Source organism: Mycolicibacterium arseniciresistens (assembly GCF_030519285.1).
Classification (GTDB): domain Bacteria; phylum Actinomycetota; class Actinomycetes; order Mycobacteriales; family Mycobacteriaceae; genus Mycobacterium; species Mycobacterium arseniciresistens.
The window spans coordinates 1-23,132 of record NZ_JAUMSQ010000042.1; the positions used below are offsets into that span (position 1 = coordinate 1).

Here is a 23,132-nt window from a genome sequence, read left to right on the forward strand (position 1 = left end):
TGCGCCGCCCAGGCGGCGGTCGCGTACACCCGCAGCGGGCAGAGCAGGCGCGGCAAGTACGCCGCGACGCTCGCGGCGCAGATCGCCGACGACTGCGGCGGCCTGTGCACACCGGCGCTGCGGAACCCGGCGGGCCAGCCGCTGACCCCGCGCCAGCGCGAGATCGTCGAGCTGGTGTGCGCGGACCTGTCCAACAAGGAGATCGCCGACCGGCTGGTGATGTCGGTGCGCAGCGTCGAGGGTCACATCTACCGGGCCTGCCAGCGGGTGGGCGCCAGCTCACGCGAGGAGCTGGCCCGCATCCTCCGCCGGGGCCCGCTCAGCGGCTGGTAGACGGGCTGGGCAGGACACCGGCCAGCGGGCTGTGATAGTCAGGCCCTGTGCGGCCGCGTTGCGTCCACTAGCACGTCAAACTATAGTCTGGACACATGTCCAGAGGGTGCGGAGTCTGCGCGTGACACGATTCGACGAGCTCAGCGCGGCGTCGCCAGTCGTCTTCGGAATCATCTGAGTATGCGGATCGCGTTGCTGTCCTACCGCAGCAAGACCCACTGCGGCGGGCAGGGTGTCTATGTCCGCCACCTCAGCCGTGGCCTGGTCGAGCTCGGTCACGACGTCGAGGTGTTCTCCGGTCAGCCATACCCCGAGGGGCTCGATCCGCGGGTGCGCCTGACGAAGGTGCCCAGCCTCGACCTGTATCGCGAACCCGACCCGTTCCGGGTGCCGAGGCCCAGCGAGATCCGTGACCGCATCGACCTGCTCGAGTTGCTGGCGACGTGGACCGCGGCCTTCCCCGAGCCACGCACGTTCACCATGCGGGTGGCCCGGTTGCTCGCCGCACGGCGCGACGAGTTCGACGTCGTGCACGACAACCAGAGCCTGGGCACCGGCCTGCTCGACATCGCCGCGTCGGGGCTGCCGGTGGTCGCCACCGTGCACCACCCGATCACCCGCGACAAGGTGGTCGACGTCGCGGCTGCCCGCTGGTGGCGCAAGCCGCTGGTGCGTAGGTGGTACGGCTTCGCCGAGATGCAGAAGCAGGTGGCCCGCCAGATCCCCGAACTGCTCACCGTCTCCTCGTCGTCGGCCACCGACATCGCCGACGACTTCGGCGTCGCTCCCGGCCAGCTGCACGTGGTGCCGCTGGGGGTGGACACCGAACTCTTCACCCCCGCCCCGGACCGGGTCAGCGGCCGGATCATCGCGATCGCCAGTGCCGACGTGCCGCTCAAGGGCATCAGCCACCTGCTGCACGCGGTGGCGCGGCTGCGGGTCGAGCGCAACCTCGACGTGCAGCTGGTCAGCAAGCTCGAGCCCAACGGGCCCACCGAGAAGCTGATCGCCGAGCTCGGCATCTCCGACATCGTCACCACCTCGAGCGGGCTGTCCGACTCCGAGCTGGCCGAACTGCTGGCGTCGGCGGAGGTGGCCTGCATCCCGTCGCTGTACGAGGGTTTCTCGCTGCCCGCCGTCGAGGCGATGGCCAGCGGGACACCGATCGTGGCCAGCCGGGCCGGTGCGCTGCCCGAGGTGGTCGGACCCGACGGTGAGTGTGCCCGGCTCGTGAAGCCCGCCGACGTCGACGAGCTGACCGCGGTGCTGGGTCAGCTGCTCGACTCTCCGCTGGAGCGGCACCGCCTGGGTGCGGCGGGCCGGCGTCGCGCACTCGAAGTGTTCAGCTGGGAATCCGTTGCCGCGCAGACCGTTTCGGTGTACAAGCGGGCGATATGCTGACCGTCGACTTCGGCCGGCTCGGGGTCGGGCCCGGCACGTCGGTGATCGACGTGGGCTGCGGAGCGGGCAGGCATTCCTTCGAGGCCTACCGGCGCGGCGCCGACGTCGTCGCCTTCGACCAGAACACCGAAGACCTCAACGCCGTCGACGAGATCCTGCAGGCGATGAAGGAGCAGGGTGAGGCGCCCGAGGGTGCCCGCGCCGAGGCCGTCAAAGGTGACGCCCTCGATCTGCCCTACGCCGACGGCACGTTCGACGTCGTCATCGCCTCGGAGATCCTGGAGCACGTGCCCGCCGACGACCGGGCCATCGCCGAACTGGTGCGGGTGCTCAAACCCGGTGGCTCGCTGGCGATCACGGTGCCGCGGTGGCTGCCGGAGCGGATCTGCTGGATGCTGTCGGACGAGTACCACGCCAACGAGGGCGGCCACGTCCGGATCTACCGGGCCGACGCGCTGCGCAACAAGGTGCTGGCGCACGACCTGCGGTACACCTTCAGCCATCACGCGCATGCGCTGCACTCGCCGTTCTGGTGGCTGAAATGCGCTGTGGGAACGTCGAAGAACGACCATCCCGCGGTGGCGGCCTACCACAAGCTGCTGGTGTGGGACATGGTCGACCAGCCGTGGATCACCCGGCGCGCCGAGGAACTGCTCAACCCATTGGTCGGCAAGAGCGTCGCTCTTTACTTCGAAAAACCGGCGGCCTTCCAAGAACCGGCCGCCGTCCAGGAGTCCGCGACCCCCGACGACGTCGAGGTGACCCGTGCGCGCGACTGAACTCCCCGGGGTGGCCGGCGTCTTCACGCCGGACCAGTGCCTGCAGACCGCGCGTTCGATCGCCGCGACGCAGGAGAGTTCCGGCGCGATCCCGTGGTTCGACGGCGGGCACACCGACCCCTGGGATCACGTCGAGTCGGCGATGGCGCTGACCGTCGCGGGGCTGATCGAACCCGCCCGTGCCGCCTTCGAGTGGTGCCGCGACCGGCAGCGGCCCGACGGCTCATGGCCGATCCAGTTCCGCAACGGCGTGATCGAGGACGCCAACAGCGACAGCAACTTCTGCGCCTACGTCGCCACCGGGGTGTGGCACCACCTGTTGATCACCCGCGACCGGCGATTCGCCGAGCGGATGTGGCCGGTGGTCTCCAGGGCCGTCGACTTCGTGCTCGACCTGCAGCGGCCGAACGGCGAGATCGCCTGGGCGCGAAGCGAAGCGGGACCGGTCGATGAGGCCCTGCTGACCGGGTGCGCCAGTATCCACCACAGTCTGCGGTGCGCACTGGCGCTGGCCGACTACTTCGACGACCCGCAGCCGGAGTGGGAGGTCGCGGTCGGCCGGCTGGGTCACGCGATCGTCGCGCACCCGGGGTCGTTCGTCCCCAAGGACCGCCACTCGATGGAGTGGTACTACCCGGTGATGTGCGGCGCGCTGCGCGGGCCTGCGGCCGTGGAACGCATCAACGACCGCTGGGACGACTTCGTGGTGCCCGGTCTCGGCATCCGCTGCGTCGACGACCGGCCGTGGGTCACCGGAGCCGAGACCTGCGAACTGGTGATGGCGCTGGACGCCGTCGGCGACGCCCGGCGCGCACACCAGCAGTTCGCGGCCATGCACCATCTACGGGAACGCGACGGCTCGTACTGGACGGGCCTGGTTTTCGCCGACGGCAAGCGCTGGCCGGAGGAGCGCACCACCTGGACCGGTGGCGCGGTGATCCTGGCCGCGGATGCGCTGTCGCGCACCACATCCGGCTCCGGGATCTTCCGGGCCGCCGATCTGCCGCGCGGCCTCGAGGACGAGTTCGACTGCGCCTGCGCCGACACCCGGCGCTGACCGCGCCTTCGGTTACAGCGAGCCCGGCCGGCCGCCGGTCCTCTCCAGCACCCGCATCGACCCCATCGCCGACACCTCGTGGAAGTCGCCGGTGTCGAGGGCGCGGCGGTAGATGTGGAACGGCGCCTGGCCGCCGTCGCGGGGATCGGGGAACACGTCGTGGATGATCAGCCCGCCGCCGACGTCGACCCAGCGGGCCCAGCCGTCGAAGTCGCGCTGCGCGGCCTCCTCGGTGTGACCACCGTCGATGAACAACAGCCGCAACGGTGTTCGCCATCCGGTGGCCACCACGGTGGACTTGCCGACGATGGCGACCACGTGGTCGTCCAACCCGGCGGCGTCGAGCGTGTGGCGCAGTGTGGGCAGCGTGTCGAACAGCCCGGTCACCGGGTCGACCATGCCGCTGTCGTGGTACTCCCAGCCTGCCTGGTGCTCCTCGGAGCCGTGGTGGTGGTCGATGGTGTAGACGACCGCGCCGGCTTCCTGGGCGGCGGCGCCGAGCATCACCGTCGACTTGCCGCAGTACGTGCCGATCTCGACGCCCACTCCGCCGGGCAGGTACCGCACCGCCGCGTCGTAGAGCGCGCGGCCCTCGTCGGCCGGCATGAAGCCGGTGACGTTCTCGGCGAGGGCGAACAGCTGCGCGGCCCGCGGCGGCAGGGCGGTCCCGGTGGCGGATTCGGTGGCACTCATGATCTCAACTTAGCCGTCGGCCGGGCCCGGCCCGCCGCGGAGTGGGCGGCTCGGCCGTTGCTGGCCCCCCGGCGTTGTAGTAGCGTCCGGACATGTGTCCGATCCGGCTTTGGAGTCGACTCGGCGCCGATTGACCGCCAAACAGGCCGACACCGTCGACCGGCTCGGCCGCGCCGCGGTGGACATCCTCGGCCGTGACGGATTCGCGGGCCTGACCGTACGACGGGTGGCCGCAGAGGCCGGGGTCGGAGCGGCCACCGCGTACACCTACTTCTCCTCCAAGGAACATCTTGTCGCCGAGGTGTTCTGGCGGCGCCTGGCCGCGTCCCCGCCCGCCGACCACGGTTCGCCGGAACCCGCCGCGCGCGTCATCGAGGTGCTGCAGCACATCGCCCTCCTGGTGGCCGACGAGCCGGAGTTCGCGGGGGCGGTGACCAACGCGCTGCTCGGCCGCGACCCCGACGTCGAGGTGCTGCGCCAGCGCATCGGGCGCGACGTCCGCGACCGCCTGGTCACCGCGCTGGGACCGGATACCGACTACGACGTCATCGAGTCACTCGAGCTGCTCTACGTCGGCGCCCTGGTGTGGGCGGGGATGGGTTATTCGTCCTACACCGACATGACCGAGCGGCTCACGAAGTCGGCGCGGCTGATCCTGGGCTAACGGGCCGGCGGGCCGAGGAGCGCCGTCGACGCCGCGATCGCAGGTTCGACGATGCCCCGGACGTCGCGGCCGTCCTCCACGAGCACCGCCGTCAACTCGCGCAGGCCGCCCAGCAGGATGACCGCCAGCGGCCGGGGCACCACCGGCAGGCCTGCGCGCTGGAAGCCCGGGCTGCTGCTGAGGTCGACGAGCATGTCGGTCAGGTGCTCCATGGCCAGCCGGTGCAGCGGCGCCGCCGCCACGCCGAGCCCGGGCAGTTCGCGGATCCAGCTCAGCGTGACCGCGGGCCGCGACTCGATGTGGGCGACGTATGCGTCCACGGCCTGCCGGATCTGCTCCTGCCAGGGCGCCTCGGGATCGACGGCGGCCCGGATGTGGCTGACCAGCGCCTCGTTGTTGGCGCGCAGGAGCTCGATGAAGCAGTCCTCTTTGGTGCCGAACAAGCCGTAGAACGTGCGCTTGGAGGTGCGCGCGTGCCGCACGATGTCCGACACCGTGGTGTCGCGGTAGCCGCGTTCGGCGATCGACGCGGCCAGGCCGTCGAGCAGCCGGCCACGGAACGAGACGGTGGCCGCGGCGCTGGCCCCGTCGTCGATTGAGGTGGTCATGTCCCTCCCACCGCTCTTGCGCGTGTTGGTACCAAGCGGTACCGTACTCCACACATCCACGGTACATCGCAGTACCAACCGGGGTCTGGAGTCTTGTATGAGCGAAGCGGCCACCACCGAACACCCCGTCTCCGCGTCAGCCGGGCCACATCTGCCGCCCGCGGCGCGCGTGCCCAAGCTGCTGCAGGGCCTGGTGTACGTCCTCGCCAGACGCCAGATGATCGACCGCCTGACGCGGCGGCACGGCGCCGCTTTCGTCGCCAACATCCCGATGTTCGGCAAGACGGTGATCCTCACCGATCCGGCGCTGGCCAAACAGGTCTTCACCACCAGTCCCGAAGAGCTCGGCAACGTGCAGCCGAACCTCAGCCGGATCTTCGGACCCGGGTCGGTGTTCGCGCTCGACGGCGACGACCACCGCAGGCGACGCAAGCTGCTCACCCCGCCGTTCCACGGCAAGGCGATGAAGAACTACGAGAAGATCGTCGAGGAGGAGACGCGCCGCGAGATGGCGTCGTGGCCCGACGACCAACCGTTCGAGACGCTGGAACCGATGATGCGGATCACGCTCAACATCATCCTGCGCGCCATCTTCGGCGCCGACGGCGCAGAACTCGACCGCCTCCGCGAGGTCATCCCGCCGTGGGTGACGCTGGGCTCGCGCCTGGTCGTGTTCCCCGAACCGGCCCGCGACCTCGGCCCGCTGAGCCCGTGGCGACGCCTGCACGATTACCGGCGCACCTACGAGTCGGTGATCGACACCCTCATCGCCCAGGCGCGGGCCGACGAGCACTTCGACGAGCGCACCGACGTGCTCTCGCTGTTCCTGCGCAGCGCGTACGAAGACGGTTCGACGATGACACCGAGTGAGATCGGCGACGAGCTGCTGACGCTGCTCGCCGCCGGGCACGAGACCACCGCGTCGACGCTGGCCTGGGCGTTCGAGCGGGTCAGCCGCCATCCCGCGGTGCTCGCCGAACTCGTGGCCGAGGCGCAGACCGACGGCAACGAGTACCGCCAGGCCACGATCCTCGAAGTGCAGCGGGCACGCACCGTCATCGACTTCTGCGGGCGGCACGTCTGGGCGCCGATGGTGCAGATCGGGCAGTGGCGGATCCCGCGCGGCTACTCGGTGCTGGTGAGCATCAACCAGCTGCACGCCAACACCGGGGAGTTCCCGGACCCACAGCGCTTCGACCCGACGCGGTTCGTCGGCAAGCGGCCCAACATGTTCGCGTGGGCGCCGTTCGGTGGCGGCACCCGCCGGTGCGTCGGCGCCGCCTTCGCCAACATGGAGATGGACGTCGTGCTGCGAACGGTGCTGCGGCACTTCGACGTCGAGACCACGACGGCGCGCGACGAGAAGGTGCACTCCCGCGGGGTGGCGTTCACCCCCAAGGATGGCGGCCGGGTGGTCATGCGCCGCCGGCCGACACCCCTGGGGTCCTGACTACGTCGTCGCGTCGGCCCGCTTGGGCAGCTTCCAGTCCGGCCGCGGGAAGTGGCAGGTGTAACCCCACGGCAGCCGCTCCAGGTAGTCCTGGTGCTCGGGTTCGGCCTCCCAGAAATCACTGGCGGGCGTCACCTCGGTGACCACCTTGCCGGGCCACAGCCCCGAGGCGTCCACGTCGGCGATGGTGTCGAGTGCGACGCGCTTCTGCTCGTCGTCGACGTAGAAGATCGCCGACCGATAGCTGGTGCCGACGTCGTTGCCCTGCCGGTTCTTCGTCGACGGGTCGTGGATCTGGAAGAAGAACTCCAGTATCGCCCGGTAGTCGGTCTTCGCCGGGTCGTAGACGATCTCGATCGCCTCGGCGTGGCCGGGATGGTTGCGGTAGGTCGCGTTGGCGTTCTGCCCGCCGGTGTAGCCGACGCGGGTCGACACCACCCCGGGCTGCTTGCGGATCAGATCCTGCATGCCCCAGAAGCAGCCGCCGGCCAGGATCGCCTTCTCGGTGGTGCTCATGCCTGTGCCTCCTTGGAAGAGAAGAGCTGTCGGTACTCGCCATATCCCTCGGCCTCGAGGTCGTCAAGATGGACGAACCTCAGCGAAGCCGAGTTGATGCAGTAGCGCAACCCGCCGTCCTCCCGCGGCCCGTCGTTGAACACGTGCCCGAGGTGGCTGTCGCCGTGCGCCGACCGGACCTCGGTGCGAAGCATCAGGTGGCTGAAGTCCCGCTTCTCGGTCACGTTCGCGGCGTCCAGCGGCCTGGTGAAGCTGGGCCACCCGCTGCCGCTCTCGAACTTGTCCGTCGAGGCGAACAACGGCTCACCGGAGACCACGTCGACGTAGATGCCCGGTTCGTGGTTGTCCCAGTACTCACCGGTGAACGGCCGCTCCGTGCCGTTGCGCTGAGTCACCTGGTACTGCTCCGGCGACAACGCGTCGACCGCCGCCGGGTTCTTGTGATAAGTCCTGCTCATCTGTCCCTTTCTACTCTTCGGGGCACGAGCTACAACCTCGAGAATGGTTCAGTTAGTCCCAGCGCGCACCGGCTCGGCGACGGTTCTCGACAACACGGGTAGAACGTGTTCTAGTTTGGTGGTGACGGGCAGCACCTTCAGCCGCGACGAACTCGTCGCCGCCTTCGCCGACTTCGAGAAGACCGTCGACACCGCCGCGCAGACCCGCAACTGGGATCCGTGGGTCGACCAGTACAGCGAGGACATCGTCTACGTCGAACACGCCGCGGGCACCATGCGCGGCCGCGAGCAGGTGCGCGACTGGATCTGGAAGACGATGGAGGCGTTCCCCGGCAGCTACATGACGTCGTTTCCGTCGCTGTGGACGGTCTACGACGAGGCCACCGCCCGGGTGATCTGCGAGCTCGACAACCCGATGCGCGACCCCGGCGACGGCAGCGTCATCAGCGCCACCAACATCTCGATCGTCACCTATGCAGGCGACGGGAAGTGGCGCCGCCAGGAGGACATCTACAACCCGCTGCGATTCGTGTCGGCGGCCACGAAATGGTGCAGGAAGGCACAGGCGCTGGGCACCCTGCCCGACGAGGCCGCCGCGTGGCTGAAGACCTACGGCGGCGCCCGGTGACCCGCGCGCTCGTCATCGGCGCCAACGGCTATCTCGGCTCGCACGTGACGCGCCAACTGGTCGCGGCGGGCCGGGACGTCCGCGTGATGGTGCGCGACGGCGCCAAGACCGTCGGCATCGACGATCTGCAGGTCGAGCGGTTCGTCGGCGACATCTGGAGCGACGACGTCCTGCGCGAGGCGATGACGGGCTGCCAGGACGTCTACTACTGCGTGGTCGACACCAGGGGCTGGCTGCGCGACCCGGCGCCGCTGTTCCGCACCAACGTCGAGGGCACCCGCAACGTGCTGGAGGTCGCCGCGCAGGTGCACGAGGCCCATCCGCTGCGGCGCTTCGTGTTCACCAGCAGCTACGTGACCGTCGGCCGCAAGCGGGGACGCGTCGCCACCGAGGACGACGTCATCGGCGAGGCGCAGCGCAAGCGCCTGACGCCCTACGTCCGATCCCGCGTGCAGGCCGAGGAACTCGTGCTGGACTACGCGCGCCGCCGGGGCCTGCCCGCCGTGGCGATGTGCGTGTCGACGACCTACGGCGCCGGCGACTGGGGCCGCACCCCGCACGGCGCGATCATCGCGGGCGCCGCGTTCGGGAAGCTGCCGTTCGTGATGGGCGGAATCGAACTGGAGGCCGTCGGCGTCGACGACGCCGCCCGCGCGATGATCCTGGCCGCGGAGAAGGGCCGTCCCGGCGAGCGGTACCTGATCTCCGAGAAGATGATCAGCAACGCCGAGGTGGTGCGCATCGCGGCGGAGGCGGCAGGCGCACCGCCGCCGACGAAGTCCGTACCGCTGGCGCTGTCGTATGCGATGGCCGCGATGGGCAGCGCGAAGGCCCGGCTGCGCGGCACCGACGAGCGGCTGTCGATGGGGTCGCTGCGGCTGATGCGGGCCGAGGCGCACGTCGACCACGGCAAGGCGGTGCGCGAACTCGGCTGGCAGCCCCGGCCGGTCGAGGAGTCGATCCGCGAGGCCGCGCGGTTCTGGGTCGAGCTGCGAAAAGCCAAGCGCAAGGCCGGATCCGCGGGCTGAATGACGCGCCCGCCGGCGTTCAGCGGGCTGTCTGCGCGGCGGCCCGCGCGCTACCGTCGGTGTCATGACCGACAAGACGAGCGTCGACCTGACCGGTGCGCCGGAGACCATGCTGGCGACGCTGTACGCCAAGGCGCTCGACGCCGGGGCGTCGGACTCCGTGCTGCACGACCACCACGCTGCGGAGATCGTCGCGCAGATCGACTACGACTGGGCGAACACCGGGATCAAGCCGGCCAACGCGCCGAGTGTCGCGCTGCGCTCCAAGCACTTCGACACCTGGGCGGGGCAGTTCCTCGCGGTGCATCCCGATGCGGTGGTGGTCCATCTCGGCTGCGGGCTGGACAGCCGCTTCTTCCGCCTGTCGCCCGGACCCGGCGTCGAGTGGTACGACGTCGACTATCCCGATGTGATCGCGCTGCGCGAGCGGTTCTATCCACAGCCTGAGCACCATCACCTGGTGGCGGCGTCGGTCACCGATCCGGCGTGGCTCGCCTCGATCACATCGGACCGGCCGACGCTGATCCTCGGCGAGGGGCTGACCATGTACCTGACCGAAGCGGACGGGGTGGCGCTGCTGCGCCGGCTGGTGGCCCGATTCCCTTCCGGCGAGCTGCAATTCGACGCGTTCAACCGGCTCGGCATCCGGTCGCAGTGGACCAACACCGTCGTGCGCCGCTCGGGGTCGACACTGCACTGGGCGATCAACGCGCCCGCCGACATCCTCGATGCCGTCCCCGGTACCCGCCTGCTGGCCTGGGTGCCGGTGTTCGAGTCCGACGCGTTCTCGAATCTGGGTGGCGGCTACCGGGTGATGGCGGCGGTGATGAACCGGGTGCCGGGGGTCCGCACCATGGCGCAGTTCCACCGCTACGCGTTCTGAGTGCGCGGCCCGAGTACCGGTTGCCTGCGGCCGCCGGGGTTGAAGTCGGCCGACCACGGCCAGCGCCCTCGCCGGTCGGACCACACCAGCTGCAGTGCCCGCACGTCGCGGCCGTACAGGTTGATCGCCATGCCGAGGTGGGCGTCGGGTTGGGCCACTTCGACCACCTCGAGCAGGACCCCGTCGGGCAGTTCGATCTCGTCGCCGGGCGCCGGGGGTTCCTCGCAGACGCAGTAGTCGGCGACGGCGTTGAGCACCTGCAGTGCCCGGGGCGGGTCCACACCGGTGACGAGCAGTTCCGGCAGCCCGCACTCGTGCAGACCCACGGTGTAGGAGAACGGATTACGTTCGCTCTCCACGAACTGAACCGCCCAGCCGTGCTCGACGACCTTGTCGTACAGCACGTCGAGGTAGTCGTCGAGCGAGGCCTCGGGGTGATCGCACTGCCAGCACATCGGCGGCGTCCTTTCGTCAGCGGTACCTGACCTCAGCGTGCACCCGGGGTCTGACAGGATCGGGCGGTGGCGACGGATCGCGGGCAGGTGCGCAACGGCGAGGTCTCGCACTGGTTCGCCGAACCGCCCGCACCCCGCCCGCGGCTGCCCGGTGACCGCGACGCCGACGTCTGCATCGTCGGCGCGGGATACACCGGGCTGTGGACCGCCTACTACCTCAAACGCGCCGACCCGTCGCTGCGGATCGCGGTGCTCGAGTCGCGCTTCGCCGGCTACGGCGCATCCGGCCGCAACGGCGGCTGGCTGTCCGGCCTCGTTCCCGGTGACCGCGCCGGGCTGGCCCGGCAGTACGGCGCGCAGCGGGTGGTGGCGTGGCAGCGGGCGCTCAACGACGCGGTCGACGAGGTGATCGCGGTCGCCGCCCGGGAGGGCATCGACGCCGGCATCGTCAAGGGCGGCACCCTGGAGATCGCCCGCAACCCGGCGCAGGCCGCACGGCTGGCGGCGGCGTTCGACGATGAGCTGCGCTGGGGCAACGACGGCGTGACGCGGCTGACCGGAGACCAAGCGGCGCAACGCATCCGGTTCGACGGTATGCTCTCGGCCTACCACACGCCGCACTGCGCACGGATCCAGCCCGCGCGCCTGGCCCGCGGACTCGCCGACGTCGTCGAACGCCTCGGCGTGGACGTCTACGAGCAGAGCGCGGTCACCGGCATCGCGGCAGGCCGGGCGGACACGGCGCACGGCACCGTACGGGCGGGCACGGTGCTGCGCGCCACCGAGGGGTTCACCGCGAGGATGCGGGGGCTGCGGCGGCGGTGGCTGCCGATGAACAGTTCGATGATCGCCACCGAGCCGATTCCCGAGCGGATCTGGGACGAGATCGGTTGGGAGGGCCGTGAGACGGCGGGGGACACCGCGCACGGCTTCTTCTACGCCCAGCGCACGGTCGACGACCGCATCGCCATCGGCGGGCGCAGCGTGCCCTACCGCTACGCCTCACGCACCGACGTCGACGGCCGGGTGCCGTCGCGCACCATCGCGCGCCTGACCGAGGTGCTGCACGCGATCCTGCCGCAGGTGCGCGACGTCCCGGTCGCGCACGGCTGGTGCGGGGTGCTCGCCGTGCCGCGGGACTGGTCGGCCGGTGTGGGCCTCGACCGGTCGACCGGACTGGGCTGGGCCGGCGGATACGTCGGGCACGGTGTCACCGCCGCCAACCTCGCCGGGCGCACGCTCGCCGACCTGGTGCTCCGCCACGACACCGACCGCACCGCGCTGCCCTGGGTGGGCCACCGCGCGGGTGACTGGGAGCCCGAGCCGCTGCGGTGGCTCGGCGTGCGGGGCCTCTACACCGCCTACCAGCTCGCCGACCGCCACGAGGCGCACGGCCGGGCCGCCACGTCTCCGCTCGCGGTGCTCGCCGACCGGATCGCCGGCCGCCCGCACTGACGCGCGCCGGTTCCGGGAAATGCTTAGCCAACGTGGTGTGCCGCCTGATTGCGTCAGTCGATTGTGAAGGCCGCGGCTACACGTCGGTGCACGTCAGCGGGCTGAACATCCTTCCGATGACAAGTGGCGTTCAATCACGTGCGTGATTTGCCGAGAACTCCCGGTGATCTACCAATAGCTTGTGGGAATCAGCGTCGGCGAATGACCGTAGAGAAAAGAGAAATGATGAAGAGGATTGCCATCGTTCTGGCGGCCGTCTGCATCGGCGGCCTGGCCTCGGCTCCGTCGGCTGCCGCGGAGCAGGCACCTCTCACGGAGGGACCGCACACGTTCGTCTTCTCCGACGGCGCGACGAGCGCGGTGACCGTCGCCTACGACTGCGGTCCGGACTGCTTCTCGATGGGCGACGCGTCGTCGCGCGAACAATTCCGCTTCGACGGCGCCCGCTGGGTCACCGCCAGCGGCATCTCGACCGCCGACGGGCGCAACTACCTCAACAAGAACGGGCAGGCCGCCACGGTGACGTAGCCGCGTTTCCCCCTGGGTGGGCCACCGCGCGCGTGACTGGGAACCCGAGCCGTTGCGCTGGCTCGGCGTGAGGGCCCTGTACGCCGCCTATCGGCTCGCCGACCGGATCGCGGGCCGCCGCACTAACGCGCGGTCGAATCCCTTGTGTCACATCTGTTTCTGCTGTCACAAAGTCGGCTGATCTGTCGGGGGGTCGAACTAGTGTTCGATGTATGGACAGGGCGGATGTGGTCGCGGCGCTGCAGGCGTGGGACGATGCCCGCGCCGGGCTGGCCGCCCTGCCCCTGGACACGTTGACCGGCGCGGAGTTGGTGGCGATCTACGAGCACCGCCAGCACGGGCTGCGCCAGGAAGCCGCGCTCGATCACACCGTGCTGGCCACCCTGACGCAGCGGTTCACCGCCGCGGACTTCGGTGGCACCGGGCTGAAAGACGTGTTGGCGCAGCGGTTACACCTCGACACCGCCGATGCGAAGAGACGCCTCGACGCTGCCGGCATGCTCGGACCCCGGTGGGCGTTCACCGGTGAAGAACTACCTGCGGAGTGGGACAACACGTCGGCCGCCTTGACGAAAGGGCTGATCGATCCTGCGCACGTCGAGGTGATCCGCAAGTTCTTCACCAAGCTCCCGCCGTGGGTCGACCAGGCGGCCCGCGCCGACGCCGAGGGCGACCTCGCACGGTGGGCGCAGGGCATGTGCCCGGAGGATCTGCAAAAGCTCGCCGATCATCTGGTCGAGGTCATCGATCCCGACGGCGCCGAACCCGACCACGACAAGCAACAGGCCAAACGCACTTTCAAGATGGGCAAGCAACGCAGCGACGGGATGACCCCGGTCCGTGGTGAACTCGACCCCGAGACCGCTGCCCTGCTCGACGTCGTGCTCGCCCGAGAAGGCGCGCCCGGACACAACTCGCCCAAGGACCCGGGTGCGGGCGAGGTCGCCGAACGCGACTTCACCGGCAACTCCGATCCGCGCACCCGCGAACAACGCCACCACGACGCGCTGAAGACCGCGCTACGGCACGCCGCAGCCGCCGGAGGTCAGATCAACGGGCTACCGGCCACCATCGTGGCCACCACCACCATCGGCGACCTGCAAGCCGGTACTGGGTACGCCCACACCGCCGGCGGCACCCGGCTACCGATCCGCGATCTGATCCGCATGGCCGGCCAGTCCCGGCACTACCTGGCCGTCTTCGACGACCACACCGAGGAAATCCTGTACTTGGGCCGCGCCCGGCGCTGCGCCACCACCGCGCAGCGGCTGGCGTTGTTCGCCCGCGACAGGGGCTGCACCCGACCGGGCTGCACCGCCCCGGCCTATCAGACACAGGTCCACCACGCCCAGCGCGACTGGGTCGACGGCGGACAGACCGACATCGACGAACTCGCCCTGGCCTGCCAACCCGACAACAACCTCATCGAACAAACCGAATGGACCACCCGCCGACGCGATGGCCGCACCGAATGGATCCCGCCACCCATCCTCGACACCGGCCAACACCGCACCAACCGATACCACCACCCCCGGCGCTACCTCACCGACCGAGACGACGACGCAGAACCGGCATAGGGCCTCGGCTTGAGGAGTTCTACCGGGCGCCCGCTTCGGCCTTGGCCTTGAGTCGCTGCAGGGTGACCTTGATGTGCTCGGAATTCGCGGTGTCGCGGTCGCTCACGCCCGTCGCGAGAACGGCCACCTTCTTGAACCAGCCGGCGCGGCGGTCCCACGTCCGCTCGGTCACCCGGCAGCCGGCGCCCGCGGCCTCGATGTCGTAGCGCCAGTGCGCCACCGGCAGCATCGCGCTGCGCACGTCGAAGGCGAACACCCGGTCGGTGTCGGCGTCGGTCACCGTGCAGGTGGTGGTCCAGCGCTTCGAGCCGTTCTCGTTGCGCCCCTTGAACACCGCTCCGGGCCGCGCCCCGTCGCCCTTCTGCCACTGCATCGCGGTGGCCTCCTCGGCCAGGTCAGCCAGCGTCGGCAGGTCGGTGATCAGGCGGTACACGGTCGCGGGATCGGCGGCGATGTCCACGGTGGCCTCGGCGGAGGCCGCACCCAAGTCGGTCATCCGGCGATGGTAGCCGCCGGGCCGAACTCGGCGGACCGCTGCGGAAGAATCCCCGGCCGCACACGGTTGGCAGGAGGAGAGTGGATGACGCACGCGTGAGGAGACCTCCGATGACAGAACGTCCCGTCCTGCACCCCACCGCAGGGCACCCGATCACCGTCACGCCGACCGGAGCGCGGGTGACCGTGCGGGTCAACGGCGAACTGATCGCCGACACCACCGACGCAGTGACCCTGCAGGAGTCGACCTATCCCGCGGTGCAGTACATCCCGCTGTCCGACGTGGTCGCCGAGCGGCTGCAGCACAGCAACACCGGCACGTACTGCCCGTACAAGGGTGAGGCCGCCTACTACTCCGTCGCCGCGGGCGACGACGTGGTCGAGGACGCGATCTGGACCTACCCGAAGCCGTACCCCGCGGTGGCCGCGATCGCAGGCCGGGTCGCGTTCTACCCGGACAAGGCCGAGATCACGGTCGGTTAGCGGCTGCGCACCAGGTAGCGGCGCTCGGCGTAGGCCAGGTCGTCGCGCCACAGCCGGGTCGCGGCGTACCGCATGACGGGGGCGATCAGCGGTGCCGCGTACACGCCGTAGCCGAAGTTGGGCCGGTCCGAGTGCGCGACGACGGCCTCGATCACCGCGGTGCGTGGCCGGCCGTCGGGACCGGGCCCGACGGGCGTCGCATGGGTCTCGACCACGCTGCTCGCGCCCTCGCCGTCGACGATCCGCATCACGATGGTCCGTGGGCCCGGCGCGGTGAACTCGGCGATCACCGGGACGCCGAGGCGGCCGATCCGGAAGGTGACCGCCACCAGGAAGCGGTCCGCCTGTTCGGTGACCTCACCGTCGACGGGAGGCGCGCTGAGCACGTCGAGCCGGGTGAACGAGTACGGGTGGAACCACGCACCGTGCCAGGGGTCGAGCCGGTTGGCGATGATGTCGGCCGGTTCGCACACCCCCTCGAGCCGGGTGACGGCGTGCAGGTAGGGCGTCGGTGGCCGCGCCGGGATCAGCGGCGCGTCGGTGGGCGTCTCGCCGCCGACGGCGTCCAGGCGGACCCAGGCCAGCACCCCGTCGTCGTGGGCCGGGTAGGGCTTCCAGCCGAATTCGCGGCGGTCACCGCCCAGCCGCAGCCCGTGCCAGGGGCACACCAGCGCACCGCAGTCCACGGTGCCGGTGGCGAGCTCGGCGCCCAGGTGCGGGCAGCTGCCCGGTCCCACGCGCAGTTCACCGGCGGCGCCGCGCCATGCCACGATCTCCACGCCACCCACCGTCGTGCCCAGCGGCTTGTCGCGGATGTCGTCGCTGGCGGCGAACGTGAACCAGTTGCCGGTCGGCCGGGCCTGCGCCCGGGCCAGCGCGCGGTCGATGACGGCGGGCTGCGCCTCCCGGTATGTGGGCTCCTGGCGGGCCCACGGGATCTTCGGCAGCACCTCGAACGGGACCACCTTGTCCCACTTGGCTTTCAGCTCGGCGAGCCAGCTCACGACGCGTCCCGCTCTGCCCGGGCGATCAGCCGGCTCAACGTGGGGGACCGGCCTTCGGTCGGGACCGTCACCAGCGCATGCCCGGCGATGCCGAAGCCTCCCAGCAGTTGGTTGGCGGCGGACCACCCGGTGGTGGCGGCCCGCTCCATCAGCGCGACCGGAAGGTCGATGCGGATGCCGTCGCCGGCCAGTGCGAGCCCGTCGGTCGGGGTCGCCACGCCGGGCCTGCGGTCGAAGTCGCCGGGGGCGAACCGCGGGCAGTCCTGACGGCGCAGCACCAGTTCGCCGACGACACGGGCGTCCCTGGTCTCCGGGTACAGCTCGTGCAGCCGGGCCAGCAGCCGGCCCGGCAGCTCGTCGGTGACACTCCCCGTCGCTTCGCTCGCCCCAGCGGGTCCGACGGCGGCGTAGGAGTGCAGTTCGACCACCGACCCACCGGTGCGGACGGCCCATTCGGCGGCCTGTCGTTCGTAGCGTTCCAGCACACTGACATTGTCCAACGGCGGACGCCCGCCCGTGCCGAGAAAGGCGGGCCGGTCGGGGTGCACCGGCCGGTCGAGCCACAGCCGCTGCACCACGAACGGCGGTGCGGTGCCCAGCGCGTCGACGCGGGCCCGCCAGTCGGCGTCGCCGAGCGAGGGCGACCGTCCGACGATGTCGCGCAGAGCTGTCACGTCGGTGGCCAGCACCACGCCGTCCGCGTCCAGCGTCGTGCCCGAATCGCAGTGCACCCGAAACCCTTGCTGTCCATCGGTTTCGGCGACTTCGCGCACGGAGACCCCGGTGTGGAAGCGCACGCCGAGGCCCTCCAGCCGCTCGCGCATCGGCTGCCACAGCGCCTCGTCGAAGTTCGCGTTCGCCACGTCGAACACCAGGCCCTCGCTGGAGCCGAGGAAGTAGATGTGGAACATGGTGGCCAGCTCGGCCGCCGACAGCTCCTCGGGCAGCGCGAAGAAACTGCGGGAGAACACCTCGAACGCCAGGTGCCGGGCGGCCTCCGGGAAGTTGATGTCCCGCAAGAACTTGTCGGCGTCGACGTGATCCAGGCGGTCGTAGATGTCGGGCACCGACACCGTCGCCAGCGGGCCGGCCGCCCGGCCGTCGACGCGGACCAGGTCGCGCAGCCGGAACGTCGGGCTGCGCAGCGCGAACACCAGCGCGTTCCATGGCGGGCTCTGCGGCAGTCCGCGGAACGTGTCCACCCGGCCGTGGGCGTCGATCAGCGGGTAGTCCTCGACCGGCACCAGCATCCGCAGCCCGGGATCGATGCGGCTCAACAGGTGCCGCAGGTTGTAGTACTGGCGGAAGAAGGCGTGGAAGCCGCGGTTCATGGTCACCGGCGTGCCGTCGGGCAGGTCGTCCTCCCAGCCGCCGACCCGGCCGCCCAGATAGGACTCGCGCTCGACGACCTCCACCTCGATGCCGCGTTCGGCCAGGCCGGTGGCCGCCGCGAGGCCCGCGATGCCCGCGCCCACCACCACGGCTCGCGGTCGCCGCGGCAGGGCGTCGGCGTTCAGGGCGCCCGGCGGGGCCGGGTGCAGGACGCGGCGGGGGTCGGTCACGGCGCCACCGCGGTGAAGGTGTGCACGATGTCGCGCTGCCAGCCGGGCATGGTGTCGCTGTCGACGTCACTGAAGCCGTTGCGGCGCAACCGGTCCCGGAACGCTGCGGCACCGTCGAACTCCATCACGCTGCGCCGCAGGTAGCGGTACAGCGAGGCGTCGCCGGTGCGCAGCCGGCCCGCGGGGATGATCACGGTCCAGCACACCGCGTTCCACACGACGGTGGCCACCCGGGAGTCGCGCACCGAGTAGTCGTGCACCGCGAGAGGCGCCCCCGGCCGCAGCAGCGTGCGGAAAGTCTGCAGTTGCGCGTCGGGGTCGGGCAGGTTGCGGATCAGGTACGCGGCGAAGATCCCGTCGAACGGGCCGTCCACCCCGGCCGCGGCGAGGTCCTCGATGCGGCTGTGCACGAAGCGCACCGACGCGGGCCAGGTCTTGGCGGTGGCTTCGGCGAGCATGCCCGCCGAACCGTCCACCGCCACGATCTCGGCCTCCGGCGCCACCGAGAGCAGCGCCGCCGTCGACAGCCCGGTGCCGCAGCCGGCGTCCAGCAGGCGCAGCCCGGCACCGTTGCGCGGCAACCCCATTCGCTGCGCGGAGATCCGCAGGTGGTCCTCGTAGCCGGGATTCGCGCCGACCAGCCGGTCGTACGCGGCCGCCCCGGTGTCGAAGGATTCGGGAACGTGGTCGCGACTCAGTCCGGTCACATGGCCTCACTTTCCGCCGTCTCGCGGCGCAGACGCTGACGTTCCCACAGCAGCAGCACCGCGGTCACCATCGAGAATCCGAAGAGGAAGTCCTCCACCGGGATGTCCCACGGGAACCGGATGCCGCTGAAGTGGTCGTCGTGGTAGACGACGATCGGCGCCGACAGTTTGGTCAGCCAGCCGTCGACGGGGATCTGGAAGCCGAGCACGATCGCCATCGACATCCAGTAGGCGGGCCGCCGGAACAGCCCGGTGCGCAGGAAGAGCAACTCCCACGCGACCACCAGGAGCACCGAGACCACGGCGGGCAGGGTGTAACCGATGCCGATCACGCGGACTCCGATGACCGGTCGCGCAGCCGCCGCATCAGTTCCAGGCAGGAGGTGACGGCGTTGTAGGTGAGCAGTCCGCACAGCGGGATCACCAGGAAGAACAGCAGTTCCTCCAGCGGCAGGCTGCCGATGCGGATCCCGGTGACGTAATCGGGGTTGTAGGTCCAGACCTGCCCGCTGATGGCCAGCACGTCCCAGGTGACGAACACCGCCGCGACGGGCAGCAGCGCCGATGCGGTGCGGCCGATCTGGCGGTACACCCCGGAACCGAAGAACTCCAGCGGCAATGTGATCGCCAGGCAGGCGCCCAGCACCATCAGGTATTGCCAGTGATCCATGGCTACACCTTTACAGGGTTGGCCATCCGTGCACGCCAGGCCCGCACCAACCCGGCGCCGGCGACCTGCAGCCGTCGGCCGGTGCCGACCGTCGCGCGCTGGGTGAAGATGTCGAAGTCGATCTCCTCGATGCGGTCCAGGATCTCCGAGTACAGCACCTGCGCGGCGCTGACGCAGGGCCGCGAGCGCGGCGCGAGCAGCGCGATCCCGCCCTCGGCGTAGTCGTAGATCCGGCGGGCCGCGGCGTGCTGCTCGGCCAGGGCGCTACGCACCCGGGCATCGGTGCGCCCGTTGGCCCGGCACCACTGCAGCAGCTCGCGGTCCACTCCGTGGGCGGCGAGCTCGTCGGCGGGCAGGTACACCCGGCCGCGTTCCAGATCCTCGTTGACGTCGCGCAGGAAGTTGGTGAGCTGGAAGGCCTTGCCGAGCGCGGCGGCGTAGGGCGCGGCGTCCTCGCGGGGGCCGACCGTGCCGAGGATCGGCACCATCTGCAGGCCGATCACCTCCGCGGAGCCGTACATGTAGCGGTCGAGCGCCGCACGGTCCGGATAGTCGGTGACCGTGAGGTCCATCCGCATCGACGCCAGGAAGTCGTCGAACAGCTCCCACGCGATGCCGTAGCGGCGGGCGGTGTGCACCACGGCGTCGAGCGCCTTGTCGTCCGGGTCGGCGGGGCCGTGCCCGTTGGATTCGGCGGATCCGCCGGTGCCCTTGGTCATCCGGTTGAACAGCCGGGTGGCCAGCCGCTGCAGGTTGTCGGCGCGTTCGCTGATCGGGATGACGGGGTCGAAGTCGTCGAGGATGTCGTCGGCCTGGCGGGCGAAGCCGTACAGCGCGTGCACGGCCGGCCGCTGCTCGGGCGCCAGCAGCCGGGTGGCCAGGAAGAACGTCCGACCGTGCCGGGCGTTGATCAACCGGCAGCGGCGGTAGGCGTCGCGCAGTGCGGGGTCGTGGACGCCGGCGGCGTCGAGTTCCGAACCGATCATGGCAGCCCGCTCCTCGTTCTCGTCGGCGCCGGACGGGTGACGGCTCCGGTGACCCGGTCGGCGGCCAGCCGGCCGGACAGCACAGCGGTGGGGATGCCGACGCCGGGCACCGTCGAGGACCCGGCCAGCACCACGTTGTCGATTCCACGCACGGTGTTCGCCGGCCGGAACGGGCCGGTCTGGGCGAAGGTGTGCGCCAGCGAGAACGGTGTGCCCGCCACCATGCCGTCGCGCGCCCAGTCGTCGGGGTTCACCACGTGCAGCAGTCGCAGGTCGGTGCCGACGCCGGGCAGCCGCGCCTGCACCGTGGCCAGCATCTGCTCGGTGTATGCGGCGCCGGTGCGTGCCCAGTCCACCGTGCCGACAGCGGTGTTGGGCGCGGGCGCGAGCACGTAGAGCAGGTCGCGCCCGGCGGGCGCGAGGCTGGCGTCGCCGGCGCTGGGCCGGGTGACCAGCAGCGACGGGTCGCCCATCACGCGGCCGTCGTCGATGATGTCGCGGAAGGTCTGCTCCCAGGCGCCGCCGAACAGGATGTTGTGGTGGCCGACGCTCTCGTCCACGGTGCTGCAGCCGACGTGCGCGACCACGGCCGAGGGTGCCGGCCGGATCGGCAGCAGGCGGCGCGGGGTGCGGCCCAGCATCCGGTAGGTGGCGGGCAGCTCGGTGGTCAGCACCACCGCGTCGGCGGCGAAGCGCCTGCCGTCGTCGGTGTGCACCGCGATCACCCGGCCGTCGCGCTGCTCCAGCTCCGACACCGTTGCGCCGTAATGGAATTCGACACCCGCGTCGGCGGCCGCGGCGGCCATCGCCGACGGCACGGCCCGCATGCCGCCGCGTGGGAAGTAGACCCCGGCGACGGTGTCCATGTAGGCGATGACGGCGTAGGCCGCCAGCGCGCGGTCCGGCGGCACCCCGGCGTAGAGCGCCTGGAAGGTGAAGATCCGGCGCAGCCGCTCGTCGGTGATGAAGCGGCGGATCACCTTGTCCCAGCGCCGGAACCCGCCGATCGCGGCCAGCCGGGCCAGCTGCGGCGTCAGCAGCGACAGCGGCGAGTCGAAGTTCGACCCGATGAAGCCGTCGAACTCCACTTGGTACAGCCGGGTCAGCCACTCGCGCAGTTCGGTGTAGCCGCGCGCGGCCTCGCCGCCGGCGAACCGTTCGATCTCGGCGGTCATCGCCGCCGGATCGGTGTGCACGTCCAGCCCGCTGCCGTCGGCGAACGAGGCGTGGTAGGCCGGGTCCACCGGCAGCAACTCGACGCGGTCGGCCATCGAGTCACCCACCGCGGCGAAGGCCTCGTCGAGGATGTCGGGCATCGTCAACACCGTCGGGCCGGTGTCGATGCGGTACCCGTCGATGTCCAGGCGGCCCATCCGGCCGCCGGGGAAGGTCTCGCGTTCCACGACGGTGACCGTGCGGCCCCGGCCGGCGAGCTGCAGGGCGGCCGACAGCCCCGACAGGCCGGCGCCGACCACGACCACGCGGTCGGTCTTGCCCTCGAGTGTGCGCATCAACCAGCTCCTGCCTGAAAGTCCGTCATGCCGCCCGCCGCGTGCAGACCGCAGCCATCTCCACCAGCGCGGCGCGCACGGTGGCGTCGAGCCGGCTGGTGTGTACGCGCTCCAGCGCGTGGCCGAGCTTGCGGTCGATCAGCTGCTCGATCCACTGCACGGCGCCGGTGGCGGCGATGAGCGCCCGCCACCGCATGATGTCGGCGTCGCTGAGCTCGCGCTGGGCCATCAGCTCGTCGAGCTGGCGCCGCGCGCCCGCGTCGGCCAGGTGGTGCGCGGCCATCACCACGCTGGTGGCCTTGTGCTCGGACAGGTCGCCGCCCGCCGGTTTGCCGGTCACCGAGGGTGAGCCGAAGATGCCGAGCAGGTCGTCGCGCAGCTGGAATGCCTCGCCGACGGCCGCGCCGTAGCGGCCGAGCAGCGTCACCGTGTCCTCCGGGCAGCCGGCGAGGGCGCCCCCGATCTCGAGCGGGCGGCGCACCGTGTAATTACCGGACTTGCGCCGCGCGACGTCCAACACGGCCTCCAGTGTCGGCCGTCCGCCTGCGTCGTTGACCAGATCCGCAAACTGTCCGACGGCGAGTTCGGTGCGCATCGCGTCGTACCGCGGCCATGCCCGGGCAAGGGCCGTCGCGCTCAGCCCGCTCTCGCGCAGCATCTGCGCCGCCCACACCAGGCACAGATCGCCGAGCAGCACCGCCGCGGACGCCCCGAACCGCTCGGCCGAGCCGGCCAGGCCCCGCTCGCGGTGCCAGTCGGCGAACCGCACGTGTGCCGACGGCAGCCCGCGGCGCAACGGCGAATCGTCCATCACATCGTCCTGCAGCAGGGCGAAGGTGTGCAGCAGCTCGAAGCTGGCGGCGGCGCGCAGCGCGGCGTCGTCGGGTGCGGCGCCGCTCAGCCAGCCCAGGTACATGAAGGTGGAGCGCAGGCACTTGCCGTCGCTGACGAAGTCGGCGAGCACGGCGGGGGCGATGTCCACGCCGGTGGCCCGCAGGTCGGCGGTGCACCGTTCGGTGACGAACCCGGTGACCGCGTCGAGTACCGCCGCGCGCACGTCGCTGCGCCAGACCTCGAACGACGCGCCGGAATTCCCGTTGGGTGGCGCTACCGCAATGGTCTGCAAGGTGGACGCCAACGTGCGATCGCCGACACCACTCACCCCGACCCTTTCGACGCGCGAACCGATACCCACTTCAAA

Annotated in this window: 27 protein-coding genes; 13 read left to right on the plus strand and 14 right to left on the minus strand. The window is 70.7% G+C overall.

Translation table 11 applies throughout. The annotated features are described in order from the left end of the window. From Q2100_RS08715 to Q2100_RS08730, 4 genes are all read left to right on the plus strand, one after another. On the plus strand, positions 1–333 hold a 333-nt coding region (locus Q2100_RS08715; RefSeq protein WP_302913698.1), incomplete at its 5' end, for a response regulator transcription factor. 180 nt (positions 334–513) lie between these two features. Then, on the plus strand, positions 514–1,734 hold the full coding sequence (locus Q2100_RS08720) for an MMP alpha-(1->4)-mannosyltransferase (protein WP_302913699.1): 1,221 nt from the start codon (positions 514–516) through the stop codon (positions 1,732–1,734). Further along, the gene (locus Q2100_RS08725) at positions 1,728–2,513 is read left to right on the plus strand and encodes a class I SAM-dependent methyltransferase (RefSeq protein ID WP_302913700.1); all 786 of its coding nucleotides are present in this window, start codon (positions 1,728–1,730) and stop codon (positions 2,511–2,513) included. The genes Q2100_RS08720 and Q2100_RS08725 overlap by 7 nt, the downstream gene beginning before the upstream one ends. Continuing rightward, complete coding sequence (locus tag Q2100_RS08730) at positions 2,500–3,570, plus strand: MMP endo-(1,4)-3-O-methyl-alpha-D-mannosidase (RefSeq protein WP_302913701.1); 1,071 nt, start codon at positions 2,500–2,502, stop codon at positions 3,568–3,570. Before Q2100_RS08725 ends, Q2100_RS08730 begins: the two co-directional genes overlap by 14 nt. A 12-nt stretch (positions 3,571–3,582) precedes the next feature. Here Q2100_RS08730 and Q2100_RS08735 read toward each other — a convergent pair whose 3' ends face one another. Further along, positions 3,583–4,263, minus strand: a complete 681-nt coding sequence (locus Q2100_RS08735) for a class I SAM-dependent methyltransferase (RefSeq protein WP_302913702.1) — start codon at positions 4,261–4,263, stop codon at positions 3,583–3,585. A 94-nt stretch (positions 4,264–4,357) separates the two neighbouring features. Here Q2100_RS08735 and Q2100_RS08740 point away from each other — a divergent pair, with 94 nt between their 5' ends. Beyond that, positions 4,358–4,927, plus strand: coding sequence for a TetR/AcrR family transcriptional regulator (locus Q2100_RS08740; protein ID WP_264014346.1), 570 nt, complete (start codon positions 4,358–4,360; stop codon positions 4,925–4,927). On the opposite strand, the gene Q2100_RS08745 is transcribed toward Q2100_RS08740, so the two are convergent. Continuing rightward, positions 4,924–5,535 (minus strand): TetR/AcrR family transcriptional regulator, encoded by a 612-nt coding sequence (locus tag Q2100_RS08745; RefSeq protein WP_302913703.1) that lies wholly within the window; start codon positions 5,533–5,535, stop codon positions 4,924–4,926. The two genes, Q2100_RS08740 and Q2100_RS08745, sit on opposite strands and share 4 nt — an antisense overlap. A gap of 97 nt (positions 5,536–5,632) precedes the next feature. Between Q2100_RS08745 and Q2100_RS08750 the strand changes: the two genes are divergently transcribed. Continuing rightward, entirely contained in the window at positions 5,633–6,985 is a 1,353-nt protein-coding gene (locus tag Q2100_RS08750) for a cytochrome P450 (protein ID WP_302913704.1), read from the plus strand. On the opposite strand, the gene msrA is transcribed toward Q2100_RS08750, so the two are convergent. Both msrA and msrB read right to left on the minus strand, forming a co-directional pair. Continuing rightward, entirely contained in the window at positions 6,986–7,501 is a 516-nt protein-coding gene (gene msrA / locus Q2100_RS08755) for a peptide-methionine (S)-S-oxide reductase MsrA (protein ID WP_302913705.1), read from the minus strand. Continuing rightward, the gene (msrB, locus tag Q2100_RS08760; RefSeq protein WP_302913706.1) at positions 7,498–7,959 is read right to left on the minus strand and encodes a peptide-methionine (R)-S-oxide reductase MsrB; all 462 of its coding nucleotides are present in this window, start codon (positions 7,957–7,959) and stop codon (positions 7,498–7,500) included. Before msrB ends, msrA begins: the two co-directional genes overlap by 4 nt. A 121-nt stretch (positions 7,960–8,080) precedes the next feature. Here msrB and Q2100_RS08765 point away from each other — a divergent pair, with 121 nt between their 5' ends. The 3 genes from Q2100_RS08765 to Q2100_RS08775 all read left to right on the plus strand — a co-directional run bounded on the left by Q2100_RS08765 (position 8,081) and on the right by Q2100_RS08775 (position 10,498). Further along, positions 8,081–8,587: a nuclear transport factor 2 family protein gene (locus Q2100_RS08765; RefSeq protein WP_302913707.1), complete on the plus strand. Its 507-nt coding sequence runs from the start codon at positions 8,081–8,083 to the stop codon at positions 8,585–8,587. After that, on the plus strand, positions 8,584–9,615 hold the full coding sequence (locus Q2100_RS08770; protein ID WP_302913734.1) for an NAD-dependent epimerase/dehydratase family protein: 1,032 nt from the start codon (positions 8,584–8,586) through the stop codon (positions 9,613–9,615). Before Q2100_RS08765 ends, Q2100_RS08770 begins: the two co-directional genes overlap by 4 nt. Positions 9,616–9,679: 64 nt before the next feature. Beyond that, entirely contained in the window at positions 9,680–10,498 is an 819-nt protein-coding gene (locus Q2100_RS08775; protein ID WP_302913708.1) for a class I SAM-dependent methyltransferase, read from the plus strand. On the opposite strand, the gene Q2100_RS08780 is transcribed toward Q2100_RS08775, so the two are convergent. Then, positions 10,486–10,953: a DUF4262 domain-containing protein gene (locus Q2100_RS08780; protein ID WP_302913709.1), complete on the minus strand. Its 468-nt coding sequence runs from the start codon at positions 10,951–10,953 to the stop codon at positions 10,486–10,488. The two genes, Q2100_RS08775 and Q2100_RS08780, sit on opposite strands and share 13 nt — an antisense overlap. Before the next feature lie 66 nt (positions 10,954–11,019). Between Q2100_RS08780 and Q2100_RS08785 the strand changes: the two genes are divergently transcribed. The 3 genes from Q2100_RS08785 to Q2100_RS08795 all read left to right on the plus strand — a co-directional run bounded on the left by Q2100_RS08785 (position 11,020) and on the right by Q2100_RS08795 (position 14,513). Continuing rightward, positions 11,020–12,408 (plus strand): NAD(P)/FAD-dependent oxidoreductase, encoded by a 1,389-nt coding sequence (locus Q2100_RS08785; RefSeq protein WP_302913710.1) that lies wholly within the window; start codon positions 11,020–11,022, stop codon positions 12,406–12,408. 225 nt (positions 12,409–12,633) lie between these two features. After that, the gene (locus Q2100_RS08790; protein WP_302913711.1) at positions 12,634–12,936 is read left to right on the plus strand and encodes a hypothetical protein; all 303 of its coding nucleotides are present in this window, start codon (positions 12,634–12,636) and stop codon (positions 12,934–12,936) included. 212 nt (positions 12,937–13,148) lie between these two features. Then, complete coding sequence (locus Q2100_RS08795) at positions 13,149–14,513, plus strand: HNH endonuclease signature motif containing protein (RefSeq protein WP_302913712.1); 1,365 nt, start codon at positions 13,149–13,151, stop codon at positions 14,511–14,513. 19 nt (positions 14,514–14,532) lie between these two features. On the opposite strand, the gene Q2100_RS08800 is transcribed toward Q2100_RS08795, so the two are convergent. Next, the gene (locus Q2100_RS08800; protein ID WP_302913713.1) at positions 14,533–15,009 is read right to left on the minus strand and encodes an SRPBCC family protein; all 477 of its coding nucleotides are present in this window, start codon (positions 15,007–15,009) and stop codon (positions 14,533–14,535) included. 110 nt (positions 15,010–15,119) lie between these two features. Between Q2100_RS08800 and Q2100_RS08805 the strand changes: the two genes are divergently transcribed. Beyond that, entirely contained in the window at positions 15,120–15,491 is a 372-nt protein-coding gene (locus Q2100_RS08805) for a DUF427 domain-containing protein (RefSeq protein WP_302913714.1), read from the plus strand. Here Q2100_RS08805 and Q2100_RS08810 read toward each other — a convergent pair. The 8 genes from Q2100_RS08810 to Q2100_RS08845 are packed head-to-tail and all read right to left on the minus strand — an operon-like array spanning position 15,488 to position 23,093. After that, the gene (locus Q2100_RS08810; RefSeq protein WP_302913715.1) at positions 15,488–16,495 is read right to left on the minus strand and encodes a Rieske (2Fe-2S) protein; all 1,008 of its coding nucleotides are present in this window, start codon (positions 16,493–16,495) and stop codon (positions 15,488–15,490) included. The two genes, Q2100_RS08805 and Q2100_RS08810, sit on opposite strands and share 4 nt — an antisense overlap. Beyond that, complete coding sequence (locus tag Q2100_RS08815) at positions 16,492–18,057, minus strand: FAD-dependent oxidoreductase (RefSeq protein ID WP_302913716.1); 1,566 nt, start codon at positions 18,055–18,057, stop codon at positions 16,492–16,494. Before Q2100_RS08815 ends, Q2100_RS08810 begins: the two co-directional genes overlap by 4 nt. Continuing rightward, on the minus strand, positions 18,054–18,764 hold the full coding sequence (locus tag Q2100_RS08820; protein ID WP_302913717.1) for a class I SAM-dependent methyltransferase: 711 nt from the start codon (positions 18,762–18,764) through the stop codon (positions 18,054–18,056). The genes Q2100_RS08815 and Q2100_RS08820 overlap by 4 nt, the downstream gene beginning before the upstream one ends. After that, positions 18,761–19,096, minus strand: coding sequence for a lycopene cyclase domain-containing protein (locus tag Q2100_RS08825; RefSeq protein ID WP_302913718.1), 336 nt, complete (start codon positions 19,094–19,096; stop codon positions 18,761–18,763). The genes Q2100_RS08820 and Q2100_RS08825 overlap by 4 nt, the downstream gene beginning before the upstream one ends. Then, a complete protein-coding gene (locus tag Q2100_RS08830; protein WP_264014330.1) occupies positions 19,093–19,434 on the minus strand; it encodes a lycopene cyclase domain-containing protein in 342 nt (113 codons plus the stop codon). The genes Q2100_RS08825 and Q2100_RS08830 overlap by 4 nt, the downstream gene beginning before the upstream one ends. 2 nt (positions 19,435–19,436) lie before the next feature. Continuing rightward, on the minus strand, positions 19,437–20,420 hold the full coding sequence (locus Q2100_RS08835) for a phytoene/squalene synthase family protein (protein ID WP_302913719.1): 984 nt from the start codon (positions 20,418–20,420) through the stop codon (positions 19,437–19,439). After that, positions 20,417–21,931: a phytoene desaturase family protein gene (gene crtI / locus Q2100_RS08840; RefSeq protein ID WP_269895913.1), complete on the minus strand. Its 1,515-nt coding sequence runs from the start codon at positions 21,929–21,931 to the stop codon at positions 20,417–20,419. The genes Q2100_RS08835 and crtI overlap by 4 nt, the downstream gene beginning before the upstream one ends. 25 nt (positions 21,932–21,956) lie before the next feature. Further along, the gene (locus tag Q2100_RS08845; RefSeq protein WP_407667599.1) at positions 21,957–23,093 is read right to left on the minus strand and encodes a polyprenyl synthetase family protein; all 1,137 of its coding nucleotides are present in this window, start codon (positions 23,091–23,093) and stop codon (positions 21,957–21,959) included. Positions 23,094–23,132: the final 39 nt, after the last annotated feature.

Coding starts and splice junctions, on each gene's coding strand:
- Q2100_RS08720 (WP_302913699.1), top strand. CDS start 514: ATGCGGATCGCGTTGCTGTCCTACCGCAGCAAGACCCACTGCGGCGGG.
- Q2100_RS08725 (WP_302913700.1), top strand. CDS start 1,728: ATGCTGACCGTCGACTTCGGCCGGCTCGGGGTCGGGCCCGGCACGTCG.
- Q2100_RS08735 (WP_302913702.1), bottom strand. CDS start 4,263: ATGAGTGCCACCGAATCCGCCACCGGGACCGCCCTGCCGCCGCGGGCC.
- Q2100_RS08745 (WP_302913703.1), bottom strand. CDS start 5,535: ATGACCACCTCAATCGACGACGGGGCCAGCGCCGCGGCCACCGTCTCG.
- Q2100_RS08750 (WP_302913704.1), top strand. CDS start 5,633: ATGAGCGAAGCGGCCACCACCGAACACCCCGTCTCCGCGTCAGCCGGG.
- msrA (WP_302913705.1), bottom strand. CDS start 7,501: ATGAGCACCACCGAGAAGGCGATCCTGGCCGGCGGCTGCTTCTGGGGC.
- msrB (WP_302913706.1), bottom strand. CDS start 7,959: ATGAGCAGGACTTATCACAAGAACCCGGCGGCGGTCGACGCGTTGTCG.
- Q2100_RS08775 (WP_302913708.1), top strand. CDS start 9,680: ATGACCGACAAGACGAGCGTCGACCTGACCGGTGCGCCGGAGACCATG.
- Q2100_RS08780 (WP_302913709.1), bottom strand. CDS start 10,953: ATGTGCTGGCAGTGCGATCACCCCGAGGCCTCGCTCGACGACTACCTC.
- Q2100_RS08790 (WP_302913711.1), top strand. CDS start 12,634: ATGAAGAGGATTGCCATCGTTCTGGCGGCCGTCTGCATCGGCGGCCTG.
- Q2100_RS08795 (WP_302913712.1), top strand. CDS start 13,149: ATGGACAGGGCGGATGTGGTCGCGGCGCTGCAGGCGTGGGACGATGCC.
- Q2100_RS08800 (WP_302913713.1), bottom strand. CDS start 15,009: ATGACCGACTTGGGTGCGGCCTCCGCCGAGGCCACCGTGGACATCGCC.
- Q2100_RS08805 (WP_302913714.1), top strand. CDS start 15,120: ATGACAGAACGTCCCGTCCTGCACCCCACCGCAGGGCACCCGATCACC.
- Q2100_RS08830 (WP_264014330.1), bottom strand. CDS start 19,434: ATGGATCACTGGCAATACCTGATGGTGCTGGGCGCCTGCCTGGCGATC.
- Q2100_RS08835 (WP_302913719.1), bottom strand. CDS start 20,420: ATGATCGGTTCGGAACTCGACGCCGCCGGCGTCCACGACCCCGCACTG.
- crtI (WP_269895913.1), bottom strand. CDS start 21,931: ATGCGCACACTCGAGGGCAAGACCGACCGCGTGGTCGTGGTCGGCGCC.